General features: G+C 73.2%; 20 protein-coding genes, 1 tRNA gene and 1 pseudogene. 12 read left to right on the top strand and 10 right to left on the bottom strand.

What is annotated here, in order from left to right:
* Positions 1-41 precede the first annotated feature (41 nt).
* The 4 genes from C1N91_RS06895 to C1N91_RS06880 form a co-directional block, all read right to left on the bottom strand.
* Entirely contained in the window at positions 42-293 is a 252-nt protein-coding gene (locus C1N91_RS06895) for a DUF4287 domain-containing protein (protein WP_137767137.1), read from the bottom strand.
* Positions 294-350: 57 nt separating this feature from the next.
* The gene (locus tag C1N91_RS06890) at positions 351-1319 is read right to left on the bottom strand and encodes a helix-turn-helix transcriptional regulator (RefSeq protein ID WP_137767136.1); all 969 of its coding nucleotides are present in this window, start codon (positions 1317-1319) and stop codon (positions 351-353) included.
* A gap of 73 nt (positions 1320-1392) precedes the next feature.
* Complete coding sequence (locus tag C1N91_RS06885; protein WP_137767135.1) at positions 1393-2877, bottom strand: reverse transcriptase family protein; 1485 nt, start codon at positions 2875-2877, stop codon at positions 1393-1395.
* Positions 2878-3018: 141 nt separating this feature from the next.
* Positions 3019-3981 carry an SDR family NAD(P)-dependent oxidoreductase gene (locus C1N91_RS06880; RefSeq protein ID WP_175415943.1) on the bottom strand — a complete coding sequence of 321 codons (963 nt, stop codon included), beginning with the start codon at positions 3979-3981 and terminating at the stop codon, positions 3019-3021.
* 95 nt (positions 3982-4076) lie between these two features.
* On the opposite strand from C1N91_RS06880, the gene C1N91_RS16680 reads away from it, so the two are divergent.
* The 3 genes and pseudogenes from C1N91_RS16680 (at position 4077) to C1N91_RS06870 (ending at position 6733) form a co-directional block, all read left to right on the top strand.
* On the top strand, positions 4077-4340 hold the full coding sequence (locus C1N91_RS16680; RefSeq protein WP_126892260.1) for a hypothetical protein: 264 nt from the start codon (positions 4077-4079) through the stop codon (positions 4338-4340).
* A 93-nt stretch (positions 4341-4433) separates the two neighbouring features.
* A complete protein-coding gene (locus C1N91_RS06875; protein WP_137767133.1) occupies positions 4434-5744 on the top strand; it encodes a PP2C family protein-serine/threonine phosphatase in 1311 nt (436 codons plus the stop codon).
* Between the two features lie 110 nt (positions 5745-5854).
* A pseudogene (locus C1N91_RS06870) lies at positions 5855-6733 on the top strand (glycoside hydrolase family 16 protein).
* A gap of 55 nt (positions 6734-6788) precedes the next feature.
* Here C1N91_RS06870 and C1N91_RS06865 read toward each other — a convergent pair.
* Positions 6789-6998, bottom strand: coding sequence for a hypothetical protein (locus tag C1N91_RS06865; protein WP_058729470.1), 210 nt, complete (start codon positions 6996-6998; stop codon positions 6789-6791).
* A gap of 31 nt (positions 6999-7029) precedes the next feature.
* The gene (locus C1N91_RS06860; protein ID WP_137767132.1) at positions 7030-7371 is read right to left on the bottom strand and encodes a DUF3140 domain-containing protein; all 342 of its coding nucleotides are present in this window, start codon (positions 7369-7371) and stop codon (positions 7030-7032) included.
* Positions 7372-7520: 149 nt separating this feature from the next.
* Here C1N91_RS06860 and C1N91_RS06855 point away from each other — a divergent pair, with 149 nt between their 5' ends.
* From C1N91_RS06855 to C1N91_RS16675, 3 genes are all read left to right on the top strand, one after another.
* Positions 7521-8744, top strand: a complete 1224-nt coding sequence (locus tag C1N91_RS06855) for a zinc-dependent alcohol dehydrogenase (protein ID WP_137767131.1) — start codon at positions 7521-7523, stop codon at positions 8742-8744.
* On the top strand, positions 8741-9664 hold the full coding sequence (locus tag C1N91_RS06850; RefSeq protein WP_137767130.1) for an SDR family oxidoreductase: 924 nt from the start codon (positions 8741-8743) through the stop codon (positions 9662-9664). The genes C1N91_RS06855 and C1N91_RS06850 overlap by 4 nt, the downstream gene beginning before the upstream one ends.
* A 113-nt stretch (positions 9665-9777) precedes the next feature.
* Positions 9778-9918 (top strand): hypothetical protein, encoded by a 141-nt coding sequence (locus C1N91_RS16675; protein ID WP_175415942.1) that lies wholly within the window; start codon positions 9778-9780, stop codon positions 9916-9918.
* A gap of 239 nt (positions 9919-10157) precedes the next feature.
* Here the strand turns inward: C1N91_RS16675 and C1N91_RS06845 are convergent, their stop codons facing one another.
* Positions 10158-10574 carry a VOC family protein gene (locus tag C1N91_RS06845; protein WP_137767129.1) on the bottom strand — a complete coding sequence of 139 codons (417 nt, stop codon included), beginning with the start codon at positions 10572-10574 and terminating at the stop codon, positions 10158-10160.
* Between the two features lie 293 nt (positions 10575-10867).
* Here C1N91_RS06845 and C1N91_RS16670 point away from each other — a divergent pair, with 293 nt between their 5' ends.
* Positions 10868-11023: a hypothetical protein gene (locus C1N91_RS16670; protein ID WP_175415941.1), complete on the top strand. Its 156-nt coding sequence runs from the start codon at positions 10868-10870 to the stop codon at positions 11021-11023.
* 19 nt (positions 11024-11042) lie between these two features.
* Here C1N91_RS16670 and C1N91_RS06840 read toward each other — a convergent pair whose 3' ends face one another.
* Positions 11043-11297 carry a hypothetical protein gene (locus C1N91_RS06840; protein WP_137767128.1) on the bottom strand — a complete coding sequence of 85 codons (255 nt, stop codon included), beginning with the start codon at positions 11295-11297 and terminating at the stop codon, positions 11043-11045.
* 138 nt (positions 11298-11435) lie between these two features.
* Here C1N91_RS06840 and C1N91_RS06835 point away from each other — a divergent pair, with 138 nt between their 5' ends.
* From C1N91_RS06835 to C1N91_RS06815, 5 genes are all read left to right on the top strand, one after another.
* Positions 11436-11993: an RNA polymerase sigma factor gene (locus C1N91_RS06835; protein WP_137767127.1), complete on the top strand. Its 558-nt coding sequence runs from the start codon at positions 11436-11438 to the stop codon at positions 11991-11993.
* The gene (locus C1N91_RS06830; RefSeq protein WP_137767126.1) at positions 11990-12568 is read left to right on the top strand and encodes an Asp23/Gls24 family envelope stress response protein; all 579 of its coding nucleotides are present in this window, start codon (positions 11990-11992) and stop codon (positions 12566-12568) included. Before C1N91_RS06835 ends, C1N91_RS06830 begins: the two co-directional genes overlap by 4 nt.
* 171 nt (positions 12569-12739) lie before the next feature.
* Positions 12740-13144: a hypothetical protein gene (locus C1N91_RS06825; RefSeq protein ID WP_137767125.1), complete on the top strand. Its 405-nt coding sequence runs from the start codon at positions 12740-12742 to the stop codon at positions 13142-13144.
* Between the two features lie 173 nt (positions 13145-13317).
* Positions 13318-13923, top strand: coding sequence for an HD domain-containing protein (locus C1N91_RS06820; protein ID WP_137767124.1), 606 nt, complete (start codon positions 13318-13320; stop codon positions 13921-13923).
* 46 nt (positions 13924-13969) lie between these two features.
* Positions 13970-14938, top strand: a complete 969-nt coding sequence (locus tag C1N91_RS06815) for a helix-turn-helix transcriptional regulator (protein WP_137767123.1) — start codon at positions 13970-13972, stop codon at positions 14936-14938.
* 260 nt (positions 14939-15198) lie between these two features.
* On the opposite strand, the gene C1N91_RS06805 is transcribed toward C1N91_RS06815, so the two are convergent.
* Together C1N91_RS06805 and C1N91_RS06800 are read right to left on the bottom strand one after the other, a co-directional pair.
* Positions 15199-15271 (bottom strand) — tRNA-Val (locus C1N91_RS06805).
* Positions 15272-15332: 61 nt separating this feature from the next.
* A complete protein-coding gene (locus tag C1N91_RS06800; protein WP_137767122.1) occupies positions 15333-16928 on the bottom strand; it encodes a long-chain-fatty-acid--CoA ligase in 1596 nt (531 codons plus the stop codon).
* Positions 16929-17006 lie beyond the last annotated feature (78 nt).

The raw sequence follows: 17006 nt of genomic DNA, 5'->3' as shown, positions 1-17006 counted from the left end.
GCGGGGGACCAGGCGCCGCGGGTCGGGACCGGTGCCGCGTGTCAGGCGTCGAGCGCGTTCCGGACGTACCCGACCAGGGCGTTCGCGTGTCCGTGCCCGAACCCGTGCTCGTTCTTGAGCCAGGCCACGACCTCCATGTGCCGGTGTCCGTCGAGCTGCTCCGCGACGAGGTCGAGCCAGTCCTGGACCGGACGCCCGTACGTCTTCTCGATGCTCGGGAAGTACGAGACCGGGCCCTTCGGCTCCGAGCCGTCGGCCGGCGGCTCGGGAGCGGTCACACGGTGTGTCGTCACGGCGGTGAGGTTAGCCGGGGTGGCGTCCCGGCGCCACCGTCGAGCGGCGTCCGAGCGTCACCGCAGCGCGTCGTCCCGCCGACTCCGCTGGAGGGTGTCGCTCGGGTGCTCGCCGAACCGCTCGGCGTAGGCGGCCGCGAACCGGCCGAGGTGCGCCCACTGCCACCGCCGCGCGACGTCGGCCACCAGGAGCTCACCGCCGGAGCCCTCGAGGTCGCGTCGAGCGCCGTCGAGCCGCTCGGCGCGCAGCCGCGCCATCGGCGACTCCCCGAACCGCCGGTGCATCGCGTTCTGCAGCCCGCGCTCGCTGATCCCGACGGCGTCCGCGATGTCCCGGAGCGTCACGGGCTGGTCGGCGTGCGTGCGGATCCACTCCACCGCGCGCGCCGCGGAGCCACGCGCGGTCGGCGCCACGTTCGGGATCACCGGGAAGGCGGCCACGACGGCGTCAGCGATCTCGGCGTTGACGGCCTGGCGGGCGGCGTCGGCGAGCGCCGCGTCCATCACCGGACCGCCGTGAGCACGGATCACGTCGCGCAGGGTCCGCCGGGCGGACTCGTCCGCCGACTCGAGCGCGAGGACGACCGGACCCGTCGGGACGTGCCCCCGGCGCACGAGCGCCCGGCGGAGCACACGGTCGGACAGGTGCACCATCGTCACCGTGCGCACGTCCGCGGTGAAGGCGTAGGAGCGGGAGCCGGAGAGCAGGACCGGCACGCCCGGCTGCACGTCGAGTGCGTCGCCGGTCGCGAGGTCCTCGATGGTCGCGCTGCCGTCCCCGACCCAGAAGACGATGTGCTCGTCGCGGGGCCGCATGGTGCCGGCGCGCGTCCCCTCGACCTCGGCACGTCGGACCGAGACCTCGGTGTCGCCGGCGCCGAGGTAGCGGAAGGTGTCGAGGGCGCTGTCGATCCCGCCGGCCGTCCCGTAGATCGTGTCGAGTTCGTCGCCCCGGTCCTCGCTGGCGGCCTCCACCCGGAACCGGCGGAACGTGGGGCGGTCGGACCCCGCTGCCTGCACAGTCACGCTCGCATCGTCTCAGGACCGGCGGATCACGTTCGCTTTCCGGACAGGCCCGACCGCACCGCTGGCCGACCGGTCACCAGCGGATGCGTGCGAACTCCTCGCGCAGCCGGCGGGCACGACCGGGGTGCACCTGCTCGACCCAGCCGATCCGACCGAGCAGGTGCGCGCGGAAGTCCGGGTGGCCGGTGCGGTCCTGGGACGCCGGGCCGTGCACGACGCAGTTGTGCAGGACCGCGTGCAGGCGGTCGACCTCGCGCCGCCCGGGCGACGGGAGGTCGTTGACCACGACACCCGTCACCGACTGCCTGGTGCCCCTCCGGCGGACGCGGGTCTTGTGCGGGTTGAGCCGGTGGCCCTGGTCCGCGACGATCCGCTCGACCCCGCGCAGGAAGGCCTCGGACCGGGCGGCCAGCCGGTCGTCACCGCTGAAGGTCAGGTCGTCGGCGTACCGCGTGTAGCGACCGCCGGCCGCCGACGCCCAGCCGGCGAGCCGCGCGTCGAGGTGCCGGAGCGCCGTGTTGGCGAGCGCCGGCGACGTGGGCGCACCCTGCGGCAGGTGGGCGACGGCGAGCGCCTCGCGCAGGGCGGCCCGTTCCTCGGGCGTCCCACCGGCGGGCATCCTGGCGAGGACGTGCGGCGGGACACGGTGGGTGCAGAGGCCGGTGAGCACGTGCGCGAGCGGTTCGGCGAAACCGGCGGACCGGAATACGCCGTAGACCGTCGGGGCGCTGACGGTGGCGAAGAACGTGGTGAGGTCGGCGGTGAGCACGACCTGCTGGCCCGTGTGCACGGCGGCACCGGTGACGACGCTGCGGCCGGGCACGAAGCCGTGTGCGGCGTCGTGCACCGGCAGTCGGGTGAGCAGTCCGTCCAGCACCGTCCGCTGGGTCCGGCGGAGCAGGTCCATCGGCTTCTCGAGCAGCCGCGGGACCCGCCCGGGGCGGACGACCCACTCGTGCCGGAGGTGGTGGAGGGGACTGCCCGCCGGGGCGTGCCGGTTCCACGCCCGGGTGTCGGCGAGCCAGAGCAGCCGGCCGACGGTCACGTCGAGCGCCCGCGCGAGCTCCGGGAGCGTGTCGACGAGCAGGGGGCTGTCGGTGACGGGGCGCGCCCGGACGGCGGTCGCTCGTCGGGCGAGGACGCGGACCGGACGCCGGGCCTCGCGGGAGCGGTGCAGGGCGGCGAGCCGTGGGTTCGCGGCGAGCACCCCGGCGAGCTGGCGGGGCGCGTCGGCGGGCGGTCGCGGGTACGCGTCGAGCGCCGCCGACACGGCTCGTCCGACGTAGGCGCGCTCCACGCCGACGACGGCGTACCCGGCCGCGGTCAGTTCGTCGACGGCCCAGCGGTCGGCGGTCAGGAACGCGTCGGCGAGCGCCGACGCGACGACGGACAGGGGCGTGGGGTTCCCGGGGGACCCGTCGGTGCCTCCGTGCGGCGTGGCGCGCGGAGCGCGCTCTCCCGCTCGGGGCGTGTCGTCGTGCTGGTCCTGCGTGTCCCGGGGTGACCCCGGAGAGGTCGACGCGTCGCGCGCGTCGGCCGCCTCCCCCGGGAACTCCACCCGTTCAGCGTACGGCGAGCAGGCGACGGACGGGAGGCACGGCACCGGACGGTCCCGCGCCTCCCGTCCGGCGGTGGCCCGGTCGGCGCGCGGTCGGACCGGGTCCCCACGTGCCTCCCGTCCGGCGGTGGCCCCGGTGCGTCAGCGGCGTGGGCGGCCGAGCAGCGCCGTGCCGATCACGGCGGCGATGCCCGCCCAGACGAGCGGACGGGTGACGCGACGGCGCTTCGCGACCCAGCCGCCGTCGGTGGCGTTGTGGGCGTCGGCCGGGGCGTAGAGGTTCCCGTCGCTGGGCACGCCCCTGCCGCGCAGCGCGAACGTCTCGACCATCGGCTTGGTGATCCGGTGGAACAGGCCCGGGAAGACGTACTGCAGCGGGACGAGCGACGCCTGGACCCGCCCGACGAACCGGTAGCGCTTCGGGTGCAGCGCGGCCTGCACGACGGCCCTTCCGGCCCGCTGGACCGAGACGGTGGGCGGCAGCGGGTGCGAGGTCTTCCCGGTGTAGTTGGCGCCGTTCTGGTAGATCGGGGTGTCGATCGTCGAGGGCAGCAGGGCGGTGAACCGGATGCCGGTACCGGCGTACTCGTCGCCGAGCACGTCGACCAGGCCGAGGGCGGCGTGCTTGCTGGTGACGTACGCCGACTGGTACGGCGCGGACAGCAGCGACTGGATGGAGCCGACCAGGACGTAGGTCCCCTTCCCACGCTGCTTCCAGTGCGGCAGCAGGGCGGTGATCGCGTGCAGGTGTCCGTAGAGGTTCGTGTCGACGACGCGCTTGAAGGCCTTCGTCGGGGTCTGCTCGAACAGCGCGTAGACGAACAGCGCGGCGTTGCCGACGAACACGTCGATCCGACCGAAGCGGGCGGTCGTGGTGGTGACCAGGGTCTGCACGGCGTGCTCGTCGGCGACGTCGGTGGGGATTGCGACGGCCTCGACGCCGAGAGCACGGCACTCGGCGGCGGCGGCCTCGAGGGACTGCTCCCCCCGGGCCGCGAGCACGAGCGTGGCGCCCTGTCGGGCGAACTCGTGGGCTGCGGCCCTCCCGATGCCGCTCGAGGCACCCGTGACGACGACGATCTTCCCGCGGAACCGTTTGGTCATGTCTGCGTTGGTACCCGGAGGCTGCTGCGGTGGTGTCCAGGCCGGGGGACGATCGACTCTTCCCGCCCGCGACCACGGGGTGCGACGATGGGCGCATGCCGAAGGACGAGCTGACCGTCGAGGAAGCGACGGCGATCGCCGAGCACGCCCGGTCCGGGTCGCTGCCACTGGACGACCCCGAGGTCCGCAGGGTCGTCGAGCAGGCGAACCGCACCCTGGTCCGGGCGCAGATGTGGGGCGAGGACCGGAGTCCGAAGCTCCGGCGGCGCCGTCGGTGGCTCGCGGCCGGTGCCCTCGTGATGGTGCTCGTCTGGGTCGCCGGGCTGCTCGTCCCGCTGGCGTTCCGACTCGGGCTCTGAGCCCGCGACCGTCCATCCGATGAGCGTGGCTCAACACGCCCGGAGATGGTCCACAGGTTGCCTGTCCGCCCCCGCCGGGGTTGACTCGACGGCGTGACGAGCACCGCTGACCGCCCGTCGTCGGCGGCGACGTGGACGACCAGCGTGCGCGACGACACCGGTCCGATCGTGCTCGCCGGCCTCCGCACGTCCTGGGCACCGCTCGCGAAGCAGACCATCATCGCCGCGCTGATCGTCGGGGCCGCGGTCGGGAGCACGTTCTCGCCCTGGCTCGACGTCACCGACGCGCCGGTGATGTGGAGCGGCGTCGCGATCGCGCTCGCGGGCCTGGTGTTCGCCGCGGTCGCCGCACGGTGGTCGTGGGCGATGCGGGTCGAGCTGCTCGTGCCCGCGGTCGACTTCTTCGCCGTCGGGTTCCTGCGGTACGGGACCGGCGATGCCGCCTCGGTCTTCACCGCGATCGTGGTGCTGCCCGTGGTCTGGGTCGCCGCGAACCCGGGCAGACGGCACGTGGTGTGGCCGGTGCTCGGGACGACCGGCACGCTGCTGCTCTCGTACGCCATCTCGCCGACGGAACCCCGACCGAGTGAGCTCGTGCGGCTGTTCATCGTGGTGTTCGTGTTCGGCGCCACGGCGGCCGTCACGAACGAGCTCGCCCGCCAGGCCGGCCTGCAGCTCGCCGCGGTGCAGCGTCGCCGTCGCGTGGCCGAGGGCGAGATCGACCGGGCGGCCCTCGTGCAGCAGTCCCTCCTGCCGACCACCACCGCCGGCCTGCCCGAGGAGCTCCGCGCCGTGGGCGTCTGCATCCCGGCCCGCACCGTCGGCGGTGACTTCTACGACTGGTTCCCGACGCCCGGTGGAGCCGCGTTCACGCTCGGCGACGTCATGGGCAAGGGAGTCGGTGCCGGCATGATCGCCGCGGCCGTCCGCTCGCTCGTCCGCAGCTCGGTCGACGAGGACGACCCTGCGGTCGCCGTCCGCCGCGCCGCGACCGGGCTCGCCACCGGCACGTCCGACCTGACGAGCGGGCAGTTCACCACGTGCTTCCACGTCCGGGTGGACCGCGACGGCCACGCCCGGTGGGTCGACGCCGGGCACGGCCTGACCGTGCTCCGGAGCGCCGACGGCACGGTCCGCGCCCTGCGCTCCGGCCACCTGCCGATCGGTGTCGGCACGGCATGGACCGCCGAGGACACCTTCCTCGAGTCGGGCGACGTCATCGTCACGGTGAGCGACGGCGTGCTGGACCTGTTCGGCGGCGACCTCGACTCGCTCGAGCGGTTCGAGGCGTGGGTCGCCGAGCGCGACCACCCGCAGCAGCTGGTCGATGGCATCGCCGAGCTCGCCCACGCTGGCGACCACCCCGACGACGTCACCGTGCTCTGCGTCGGCTACCGCCCCTGACGACTCGCCCCGCGCAGTTGTCCCTCGAAGTGCGGACTGGTCGTCGGCCCGATCACGGGTGATGATCGTGCGTCCCGTCCGTCGACGGGCGCGAGGACAGGGACCACGACATGCCGCACGACCACCAGCCGACCGACACCGACCACGTCGTCGACCGGCGACGCTTCCTGACGCTCGGCCTGGGCGGCGCGGCCGTCGCGACGGCCACCGCCACCGCGGCGCTGACTGCCGACGGGCACGCCGAGGCAGCGACCACGACGACCTCGGGCGACGTGCTGCTCGCCGCCGACGAGTTCGACGGCGCAGCCGGCACCGCCCCCAATCCCGGCATCTGGCGGTTCGACACCGGTGCCGGCGGGTGGGGGAACGCCGAACTGCAGACCTACACCGACTCGCGCCGCAACAGCGCGCTGGACGGCGCCGGCAACCTCGTCATCACCGCGCGACGGGAGGCCGACGGCTCGTACACCTCTGCCCGGCTGAAGACCGAGGGCACCTTCACGGCGCAGTACGGCCGGATCGAGGCCCGCATCCGCATCCCGCGCGGGCAGGGCATCTGGCCCGCGTTCTGGATGCTCGGCGCGGACATCGGGCAGGTCGGCTAGCCCGCCTGCGGCGAGATCGACGTGATGGAGAACGTCGGGTACGAGCCCGGCACCGTCCACGGCACGGTGCACGGCCCCGGCTACTCCGGGGCGAACGGGCTGTCCGCCGCGGCGACGCTCCCGGGCGGCGCGGCCTGGGCGGACGCATTCCACGTGTTCGGCGTGGACTGGCGGCCCGGGTCCGTCACCTGGACGGTCGACGGGGTCGCGCAGCGCACCGTCACCCGCGCCGACGTCGGGTCGTCGCCGTGGGTGTTCGACAAGCCGTTCTTCGTGCTGCTCAACGTCGCGGTCGGCGGCACGTGGCCGGGGTCGCCGGACGCGACCACGCGGTTCCCGCAGCAGATGCTGGTCGACTGGGTGCGCGTCTGGCAGCAGTCCTGACGACGGCCAGGAGGCGCGTGGCGGACCCGCCACGCGCCTCCCGTCCGTCCGCCGCTCAGCGCCGGGCGCGAGCCAGCAGCCAGAGGTACGTCGCGTGGCCGACCAGCGCCAGGCCGAAGAACACGGCGGCGACCGCGTAGACGCGGTCGAGCTTCCCCTGCCCGATCACGAGCATCACGACGCAGAACACCACGGCAGCGGCGAGCACGCCGACCTGGATCGTCGACCAGATGCGGCGGAAGCGGGGCATGCCGGAGTCGTCCACGACCCCATTCTGCCCGATGCCGTCGGACGGTCTACTTCTCCGGGTCGTGGCCCCAGTTCATGAGCGAGTACCGCCACTTCGAGTCGTGCGAGTCGCCCTTCGGCTCCTGCTTCGAGTGGCGTGCCACGTAGCCGACCACCTTGCGCATGTGCGCGTAGTCGTCGTCGGTGTAGTCGCCCTGCTTCTTCTCGAGGATGCGGACGATGTGCCGCCCGCTCTCGTGCCCGGTCGACTCGCCGCCGCCGTCGGACTTCTGCCCGACCTCCTTCGACTCGTCCGTCTCGAGCCACTTCTTCAGTTCGGACGCGGTCATGTTCACCGCACCGGCGAAGTCGTCACGGGTCTGCTTCTCGTCGTGCTGGTCGTCGCTCATGGGCGCCAGCGAACGCGTCCGGCCTGGGTGTCCACGCAGCGCTGTGTGTCCCCCGTTCCCGTGCGCTGATCGGACGCCGCTCCGCTTCCGTCCAGGCCGTCCCGGGTTGTGTGTCCCCCGAACACCCCACGACAGGAAGCGAGAGCGACATGCGCGCAGTGGTCTGGCACGGCATCGGGGACATCCGTCTCGACGAGGTCCCGGAGCCCACCATCCAGCACCCGGAGGACGCGATCGTCCGGATCACCCGCAGTGCGATCTGCGGCACCGACCTGCACTTCGTCCGCGGCACCATGGCGCCGATGGAGGAAGGCACGATCCTCGGGCACGAGGCCGTCGGCGTCGTCACCGAGGTCGGCGACGCCGTCCGCGGGTTCAGCGCCGGTGACCGCGTCGTCATCAACTCCACGATCTCGTGCGGCGCGTGCCGGTACTGCCGGATGGGCAAGACCGCCCAGTGCGACGTCGCGAACCCGAACGGACCCGACGCCGGCACGAGCTTCTTCGGCGGCCCGCAGTCGACCGGTCCGGTGAACGGCCTGCAGGCCGAGTACGTCCGGGTGCCGTACGCCCGCAACACCATGCACCCGCTGCCCGAGAACGTCAGCGACGAGCAGGCGATCCTGCTCTCCGACATCTTCCCCACCGGCTGGTTCGGCGCCGAGCTCGCCGGCGTCACCCGCGGCGACGTCGTCGTGGTGTTCGGTGCCGGCATCGTCGGGCAGTTCGCCGCCGCGTCGGCGTACAAGCTCGGCGCGGCACGCGTGATCGTCGTCGACGGCGACGAGACCCGACTCGCCGCCGCGCTCGCGCAGCACTGCGAGGTCGTCGACTACAACCGCGAGGACCCCGTGCAGGCGATCAAGGACCTGACGAACGGCATCGGCGCGGACGCCGTGATCGACGCCGTCGGTGTGGACGCCGAGCGCCCGAAGCGCGGCCCTGCGGCGGTGTCCGACGAGGACGCCGCAGCGTTCGACGCCGAGGTCCAGCAGGTCGCGCCCGACGCCTCGCCGGACGGCTTCGGCGACCTCGAGCAGTGGAAGCCCGGCGACGGCCCGTCGCAGGTCGCGCAGTGGGCGGTCGCGTCGGTCGCGAAGTACGGCCGCATCGGCATCATCGGCGTCTACGGCCCCACCGCCGAGCGCTACCCGATCGGTCAGGCGATGAACAAGAACCTGACGATCCGCATGGGCAACTGCGACCACCACTCGGTCACGCCGCCGCTCATCGACCTGGTCGCGTCGGGTCAGTTCGACCCGACCGCACTCATCACCGAGCACGAGCCGATCGGCGACGCCATCGCCGCGTACGAGGCCTTCGACCGGCGCGAGCCCGGCTGGATCAAGGTCGAGCTGGAGGCAACCCGATGAGCACCTCGTCCGACCAGGCAGCTCCCGCCGACCAGTACGCGTTCGGCGACCCGCGCAGCCGGTACCCCGACGTCTCCCCCGAGCCCCAGACCCAGGAGGAGCCGGGCCTCCAGTCGCAGATGTCCCCCGTCCCCGACCTGGGCGAGTCGAGCTACCGCGGCAGCGGGCGACTCGAGGGCCGCAAGGCGGTGATCACCGGTGCCGACTCCGGCATCGGGGCCGCCGTCGCGATAGCCTTCGCCCGCGAGGGCGCCGACGTCGTCCTGGCGTACCTGCCCGAGGAGCAGTCGGACGCCGACCACGTGATCGAGCAGGTCGAGGCCGCCGGTCGGAAGGCCGTCGCGGTCCCCGGTGACCTCCGCGACAAGGCGTACGCGGGGCAGCTCGTCGAGCGGGCCGTCGCCGAGCTCGGCGGGATCGACGCGCTCGTCAGCGTCGCCGGCAAGCAGCGGTGGCAGCCGGACCTGCTCGACATCACCGACGACCAGTTCGAGGCGACGTTCGACGTCAACGTCTTCGGGCTGTTCCGTCTCGTGAAGGCCGCCCTGCCCCACCTGCAGCCGGGGTCGACGATCACCACGACCGCGTCGATGGAGGCGTACAAGCCGGCCCCGGACCGCCTGGACTACGCGGCCTCGAAGGGCGCGATCAACAACTTCTCGAAGGGGCTGTCACAGCTGCTCGTCGAGCGCGGGATCCGTGTCAACGTCGTCGCGCCGGGTCCGACCTGGAGCGTCCTGCAGCCGAGCGGCGGGGTCGACCCCGAGTCGCTGCCCGAGTTCGGCAGCAGCGAGTCGCCCATGGGTCGTGCCGCGCAGCCGGCGGAACAGGCGCCCGCGTACGTGTTCCTCGCCTCGCAGGAGTCGAGCTACGTCGTCGGCGAGACGCTCAACGTCAACGGAGGCATGGTCACGCCCTGACCCCGCTGTCATCACCCACCGGCTCGCGAACCGGACAGTCCGCTCCCCCGAGCGGGAATGCCCGTGCCACCGGCGGTGTCGAACCATCCACACACCACGCGAAGGAGCACATCATGACCCTCGACCTCCACAAGGGGAACAGCGTCGACACCGAGCGTCGCTGCCTGCCCACCAGCACCCTGCGCGCCCTGCACGACGACCAGCAGGAGCAGTCGTTCGGCCGCTGGCTCGGCCAGATCAACGGTCAGCGCTGATCGACGGACAGCGCTGATCACCGGTCAGCACTGATCGAGCGTCAGCACTGATCGACGGACGGGAGGCGCGGTGCCAGCTGGCACCGCGCCTCCCGTCCGTGCGTGCTCGCGCCGGGCGCCGTGAGCCGGCCGAGACGCCGTCCCGTCCGCGAGACGCCGCCGCATCCGGCTGCGTCTCGCGGGGACGAGGGCGTGCCGCGCTGACGCCGGCGTCCCCCACCGCCGGCGGCCAGCCCGGGTCAGGCCGCCGCGCCGCTGATGTTCACGAGCCAGGTGACGCCGAAGCGGTCCGTCAGCATGCCGAAGGTGTCGCCCCAGGGCGCCTTCGTCAGCGGCTCGATGACCGTCGCCCCGTCGGCCAGTCCCTCCCAGTAGCCCGTGAGCAGGTCCTCGTCGTCGCCGCTGAGCGACACGGACACGTTGCTCTCGGTCGGTGTCGGCATGCTCGCCGGCGAGTCCGACGCCATGAGCAGCAGGCCCCCGGGGGTCTCGATCTGGCCGTGCATGATCTTCTCGGCGTCGGCCGGGTCCCGGACCATGCCGCCCTCGGCGAAGGTCATGGTCTTCAGTTCGCCGCCGAGCACCTCGTGCCAGAAGCCGAGCGCCTCGCGGGCCTGGTCGCGGAAGCCGATGTAGGGGTTGAGGTGGACGGACACGGTCGCTCCTTCGGGTCACGCGGACCCCGGCGTCCGCTCCGGCACGATGATCGCAGACCGCCGCGGCCGGGCGGAAGACCCCGGTCGCGCGTGCTCAGCGGACCGGACCGCTCGCTCAGCAGGCAGGGCCGCGCGCAAACCGGATGACCGGCCGGTCCGCGTCCGGAAGGCGACCGGACCCGCCGGGCGCTCCCGGGCGCGTGCAGTGTGGGCGGGGTCGTCCGACCGGGCGGCACCCCGTGCTCGCAGACCGAGCGTGGACGGCCGACGCGGACGACGGAGAGGTGCGACGAGTGCGACCGAGACTCTCCGACCTGCACGACGAACCCCGGGAGTGGCACCAGCGCGGGCTGCGCCACCCGGACGAGATCGCCTCACTCGTGCACACCCGGCTGCTCGAGAACGTCCCGGCCGATCCCGCCTACCGCGACTTCTTCAGCGCTGAGTGACCGTCGTGCCGAGCACCGTTCAGAGGTCCCGGAGCATCCGTCCGGACACGGCGTCGTTCCAGGACGTGGTGGCGCCCACCTCGACCGCGGTGTGGAGCCCCCGGTGGCCGTCCTCCAACCCGCACCGCCACCGGTCGAAGACGCTCATGCAGAGGTCGCGCGCGGGACGGTCCGGGCCGACGGTCGGCGACTGCGGCGCAGGGTCGTCGAGCTCCTCCGGTACCGTCGGGGGGTCGGTCTCGGGCAGGGGCGTCGCCGTGGTGTCGTCGTGCATCTCACCAGTGGGACGACGCCAGGGCCCGATGTGTCACGAACTGACCGACCGGACGGCACTCGGGCGCGCCGTGTGCGGGCGGTGCATGCTCGGAGGGGACCGGTCGAGCGACCGGCCCGGGTCGGACGGAAGGCGGGGATGAGCGACGGCACCTCGCTGCAGCACGCGTCCGACGCGACGCTCGTCGCCCGCGCGGCCGACGGCGACGTCCTGGCGTTCGAGGTACTCGCCCGACGCCACGGACCGCTGATGCGCGTGTACGCGGAGCAGGTCCTCGGCTCGAACGTCGAGTCCGACGACGTCGTGCAGGAGGCCTTCCTGACCGGCTGGCGCAAGCTCGCCGACCTCGAGGACGCCGAGCGCTTCCGCCCCTGGATGATGCAGATCGTCACGCGTCGCGCCCTCGACCGGCTCCGACGACGACGACACCACGACGACCTGGACGACCTCGACGGGGCGGCCGATCCGTCGCAGGCGCCGGAGCGTACCGTCGAGACGCGGATGCAGCTCGACGCGATGTGGGCGGCGCTGGACCGGATGCCGGTCGACCAGCGGCGGTGCTGGCTCCTCCGCGAGACCGCCGGCTACAGCTACCAGCAGATCGCCGAGGAACTCGAGCTCCCGACCTCGACCGTCCGGGGTCTGCTCGCCCGGGCACGACGGTTCCTCTCCGCGGAGATGGAGGGATGGCGATGACGACCGACGACCTCCCCCTGCCCGAGGACGACCTCGACGGCCACACGATCGAGGAGCTCGCGGACTACCTCGACCGCGGTCGCACCCCCGTCGACCCGTCCATCGAGGGCTCCGCCGCCTGCCGTCTGGCGATGACGAACATGCAGCGCCTCCGCGAGCTGTCCCTCGGCGCCCTCGAACAGCGTGCCGACGCCGAGCCCGACCGGGAGACCGCATGGGTCGACCGACTGCTCGAGGCGATCCGGGCAGAGCTCCGGCCCGGCCGCGACGTCCCGGTCGCCCACCCCGACCCGCGCCTCCGCCTGGCGGTCACCGAGGCGGCCGTCCGCGGGCTCGTCCGCCGCGCCGGGGACACGATGGGCGGTGTCGTCATGGGCAGGTGCGTGCTCCGCGGCGACGTGGAGCAGCCGGGGGCCGCGGTCAGCATCGACGTCACCGCGGGCCTCGTCTACGGCGGATCGGCACTCGAGACCGCCGAGCGGCTCCGCCGGACCGTCGCCGAGGCCGTCGAGCGACACACCGAGCTGCGCGTCGAGGCCGTCGACGTCCACTTCGACGACGTCTACCTGCCCTGAGCGCGATCCGCCCGACCACCAGCCGCCGACGACCGACCACCGACCAGCGACCACCGACCACCGACCACCGACCACCGACCACCGACCACCGACCACCATCCGCCGACCACCATCCGCCGGACCACCGACGAGACCAGCAGCCGAGACCACCACGGGAGCGAGGACCACGACATGGACGACGAGGCGATCTCCCGCACGCTGACCGACGGCATCCGTCACGTCCCCGGCGTCACCGGCGTCTACCCGCCGCGTCCCGTCGCGGCCGTCGCCGAGACCGTCGTCGACGCGGTGACACCCGCGCCGCTCCGCCTGCACGACCCGGACGTCCTGGTCGACGTCGACCGGCACGGCGGCCGGGTGCACGTCGTCACGGGCATCAGCGTCGACGGCGACCGACCCGCCGCGGACACGCTCCGCGCGGTCGGCGAGCGCGTCCGCGACCTGCTCGACGGCGGCACGACCACGACGGCGGACCTGGTCAGCGTGACCGTCCACCTCGTCGAGGACCCGGTGACGTCCGTCGACGACGGCGACGAGCCCCCACGGCCGGCCGACGCGGCCCAGCCGGACCCGTGAGCGGTCTCCGCGGGCGCACCGCGGGACCGGCCCGTCGTCGTCGACGGACGCAGGTGCCGGACGGGAGGCGCGTGGCGGGCCGGCGACGAGCCTCCCGTCCGCCCTGTGGCCGGGTCGGCGACGCGCGGCCGGGTCGGCGACGTGACGCCGCTGTGCACGTGCCATGATCCGGTGTGCACATCGAGGACTTCCCCGCTCCGGACACCGCTGCCGCCCGCGCGGCCGTCTCGCTCGCCGAGCGCTACCAGTCGCCCGCGATCACCGCGCACGCGGTCCGGTCCTGGTACTGGGCGACCGGCTTCGCGGCGCTCGACGGGCTGACCGGCGTCGACCACGAGCTGCTCTGGGTCGCCGCACTCCTGCACGACATCGGCACCGCCACCGAGTTCGACGCACACACGGTGTCCTACGAACACGCCGGAGGGCACGTCGCCGTCGCGCTGACGACCGGCGCCGGGTGGGCGGTGGAGCGGCAGCAGCGTGTGCTCGACGTCATCGTCCGCCACAACTGGCCGAGTGTCGACGTGGGCCTCGACCTCGAGGGGCACCTGCTCGAACGGGCGACCGGGCTCGACATCTCGGGAGCTGGGGCCGACCTGCTGCCGGAGCCGTTCCTGCGCGAGGTGCTGGCGGTGCACCCCCGTGGCTCGCTCGCCGCCGAGTTCGGCGCGTGCGTCGTCGACCAGGCCGCACGGAAGCCCGACACCGCGGCGCGACGCCTGGTCGACGGCGGTGTCGTCGGGAAGCTCGCGCGGAACCCGCTCGAGACGCTCTCCTGACCACGACGCGCGCGCGGTACCCAGGCGGACGTGACAGCATCGGGTCATGAGCACCGCTGAGCCCGACGTCCGTCACGTCGTCGAAGCCTCCGGTGACGACCTCGACGCGGCGCGGGCGATGTTCGAGTCGGCGTACGGCGCGTCCGGGTTCCTCCCCGAGCGCACGGAGCGGGACTTCGGCTACCGGTTCCGGTCCGTCGGTGACGACACCCTGTCGCTGGACGCGAAGCGCTTCGACGGTCGGATGGCCGGCGAGGTCGACGCGACGAGCCACTACTTCGTGACGTGGGTCAGCGACGGCGGCGGCTTCCTGGACATCGACCGCGACGAGGTGGCGCTCGCCCCCGGGCGCCCGGTGGTGTTCCCGAGCGAGCGCCCGTACCGCTTCGACCTCGCCGACGTCCGGCAGAACGTGGTGCAGTTCGACCGCCGGACCCTCGAGCGCACCGCGGCCGAGCTGCACGGGACGGAACCGGCGCCGCTGGTGTTCGACCACGCCGCGCTCCCCCGTCGTCAGGACGTCCGAGCGTGGAACGCCGAACTGCGGGAGACCGCCCAGGTCGTGCTCGGCAGCACCCCGTTGACCCCGCTCGCGATGGCCGAGGCCACCAGGCGGACCGCGGTCGCGATGCTCCGGACGTTCCCGCACGCGACGCTCGCGCCGGCCGCACCGGTTCCGGTCGGAGCCCGGGGGCGGGTGCAGCAGGCGATCGAGTACATGCACGCCAACGCCGACACCCCGATCACCACCACCGACGTCGCCGAACACGTCGGGCTGAGTGTGCGCGGGCTGCAGCAGGGCTTCCAGCGCCAGGTCGGGATGTCACCGAACGCGATGCTCCGCGGGATCCGGTTCGACCGGGTGCGGACCGAGCTCCGGTACCACTCGGTCGGCGAGACCACGGTCGCCGGGGTCGCCCGGCGGTGGGGCTTCGCGCACGCCGGGCGGTTCTCGTCCGCGTACGCGAAGCGGTTCGGCGAGCTGCCGAGCGAGACGCTGCGCGCGCGGCGCTGAGGATCGCCGACCGCTCACCGGTGGAGCGTGTCCCTCGGGAACTCGTCGAAGCGTGCGCGGTACGCGCCCGAGAACCTGCCGACGTGCAGGTACCCCATCGTCGAGCGACCTGGGCGACGGTCGTCGTCGCCGGGTCGGCTTCGAGGAGGTCCGCGCGGACGCGTTCCATCCGGTGCTGCTGCACGTACTGCATCGGCGTGACACCGAGCACCCGCTGGGTCCAGATCACGCGGATCGTCGTCCGGGCGAGCGGGAGTGCGTGGGCCCTGCCGGGATCGAACCGACGACATCCACGGTGTAAACGTGGCGCTCTACCAGCTGAGCTAAAGGCCCCCGCCGTCGATCCTAGACGCTCACCGGCGCCGTCCGGACCGTCGGCCGTCGCGCGGATCCCTCAGCCGAACCGCTCGACGAGCTCCCGCTTCAGCACCTTCCCGCTCGGCCCGAGCGGCAGCGCATCCACGACGTGCACGACCCGCGGGTACTTGTACACCGCGATCTCGTCCGCGACGAACCGCACGAGCTCGTCCGGGGTCACCTCGGCGCCCTGGCGGAGCACGACGGCCGCGGCGACCTCCTGCCCGTGCACCTCGTGCGGGACCCCGAAGACGGCGGCCATCGTGACGTCCGGGTGCGCGGCGAGGACCTCCTCGACCTGCCGCGGGTACACGTTGTAGCCGTTCCGGATGATCATGTCCTTCGTGCGGTCGACGATCGTCAGGTAGCCGTCGTCGTCCTTCGTGCCGAGGTCGCCGGTGCGGAACCACCCGTCGACGATCGCCTCGGCGGTGGCCTCCGGTCGGTTCAGGTACCCGTTCATCAGGTTGTGCCCGCGGATCACCAGCTCGCCGATCTCGCCGCGCGGCAGCAGCACGGTGCGGTCGGCGACCTCGGGGTCGGCGATCTCGATGTCGACGCCCCAGATCGGCGTGCCGATGGTGCCCGGTCGCGGGGTGGAGCCGACGTGGTTGAACGACGCCACGGGCGAGGTCTCGGTCAGGCCGTACCCCTCGTGCACCGGCGCGTCGAAGACCTGCTGGAACCGCTCGAGCACGGCGAGCGGCAGCGACGCACCGCCGGAGATCGCGTAGCGGAGGTGCGGCCGGGCGTCCGTCCGCGTCGCGGCGTCGAGCAGCGCGATGTACATCGTCGGGACGCCCATGAAGATCGCCGTGTCGTGCTCGACCATGGCCGCGAGGGCGGCGTCGCCGTCGAACTTCGGCAGCATGACGATGGTCGCCCCTGCGCGGAAGCCGGTGTTCATGGTGCAGGTCTGCCCGAAGGTGTGGAAGAGCGGCAGCGCGCCGAGCAGCACGTCGCCCCGGCGCATGTCGAACGTGGTCAGCAGGCACGTGTTGACCTGCTCGAGCAGGGCGAAGTGCGATCCCTCGGCACCCTTCGGCTTCCCGGTCGTGCCGCTCGTGTACAGGATCGTGGCGGTGTCGAACGGGTGGCGGGGCACGTAGGTGTCGAGCGGCTCGCTCGCCGCCGCGACCGTCTCCAGCCGGTCCCGGGCACCCTCGGCGTCTGCGGGGGCGAGCACGCTGAGGACGTCGACGTCGGCGCGCTCCGCCCCGGCCGCGCCCTCACCGAGCAGCGGTGCGGCGCAGACCAGCAGCCGCGCATCGCTGTCACGGAGCACGAACTCGATCTCGCCGCGCTTCAGCAGGGCGTGCACGGGGACGACCACGGCGCCGAGCGCGAGGACCGCGTAGTAGACGCGCGCGAAGTCGGCCACGTTCGGCACGAGCATCGCGACCCGGTCCCCTTCGCGGACGCCGCGCGCCCGCAGCCCGCCGGCGTACGCGAGGGTCTGCTGCCACAGCTCGGCGTAGGTGGTCCGCTGGTCGCCCACCACGACCGCGACGTCGTCCGGGAACCGCGCGGCGGACTCGGCGAGGATCGCGGCGACCGAGGCGGTGGCCTGGGTCGTCCTGGCACCGTCGGCGGCGCCGGGTGCGGGGTGGCTGCTGGTGGTGGTGCTGGTCATGCCGGCCTTCCGTCTCCCGTGACGAGTTCTCCTCACGGAGCCTACGGCTCCGGGCTGCCTGCGGACCGGATGCGGGCC

This window comes from Curtobacterium sp. SGAir0471, assembly GCF_005490985.1.
GTDB lineage: Bacteria > Actinomycetota > Actinomycetes > Actinomycetales > Microbacteriaceae > Curtobacterium.
The sequence above is the reverse complement of the archived record's forward strand: the minus strand, read 5'-3'. Positions and strand labels throughout refer to the sequence as shown.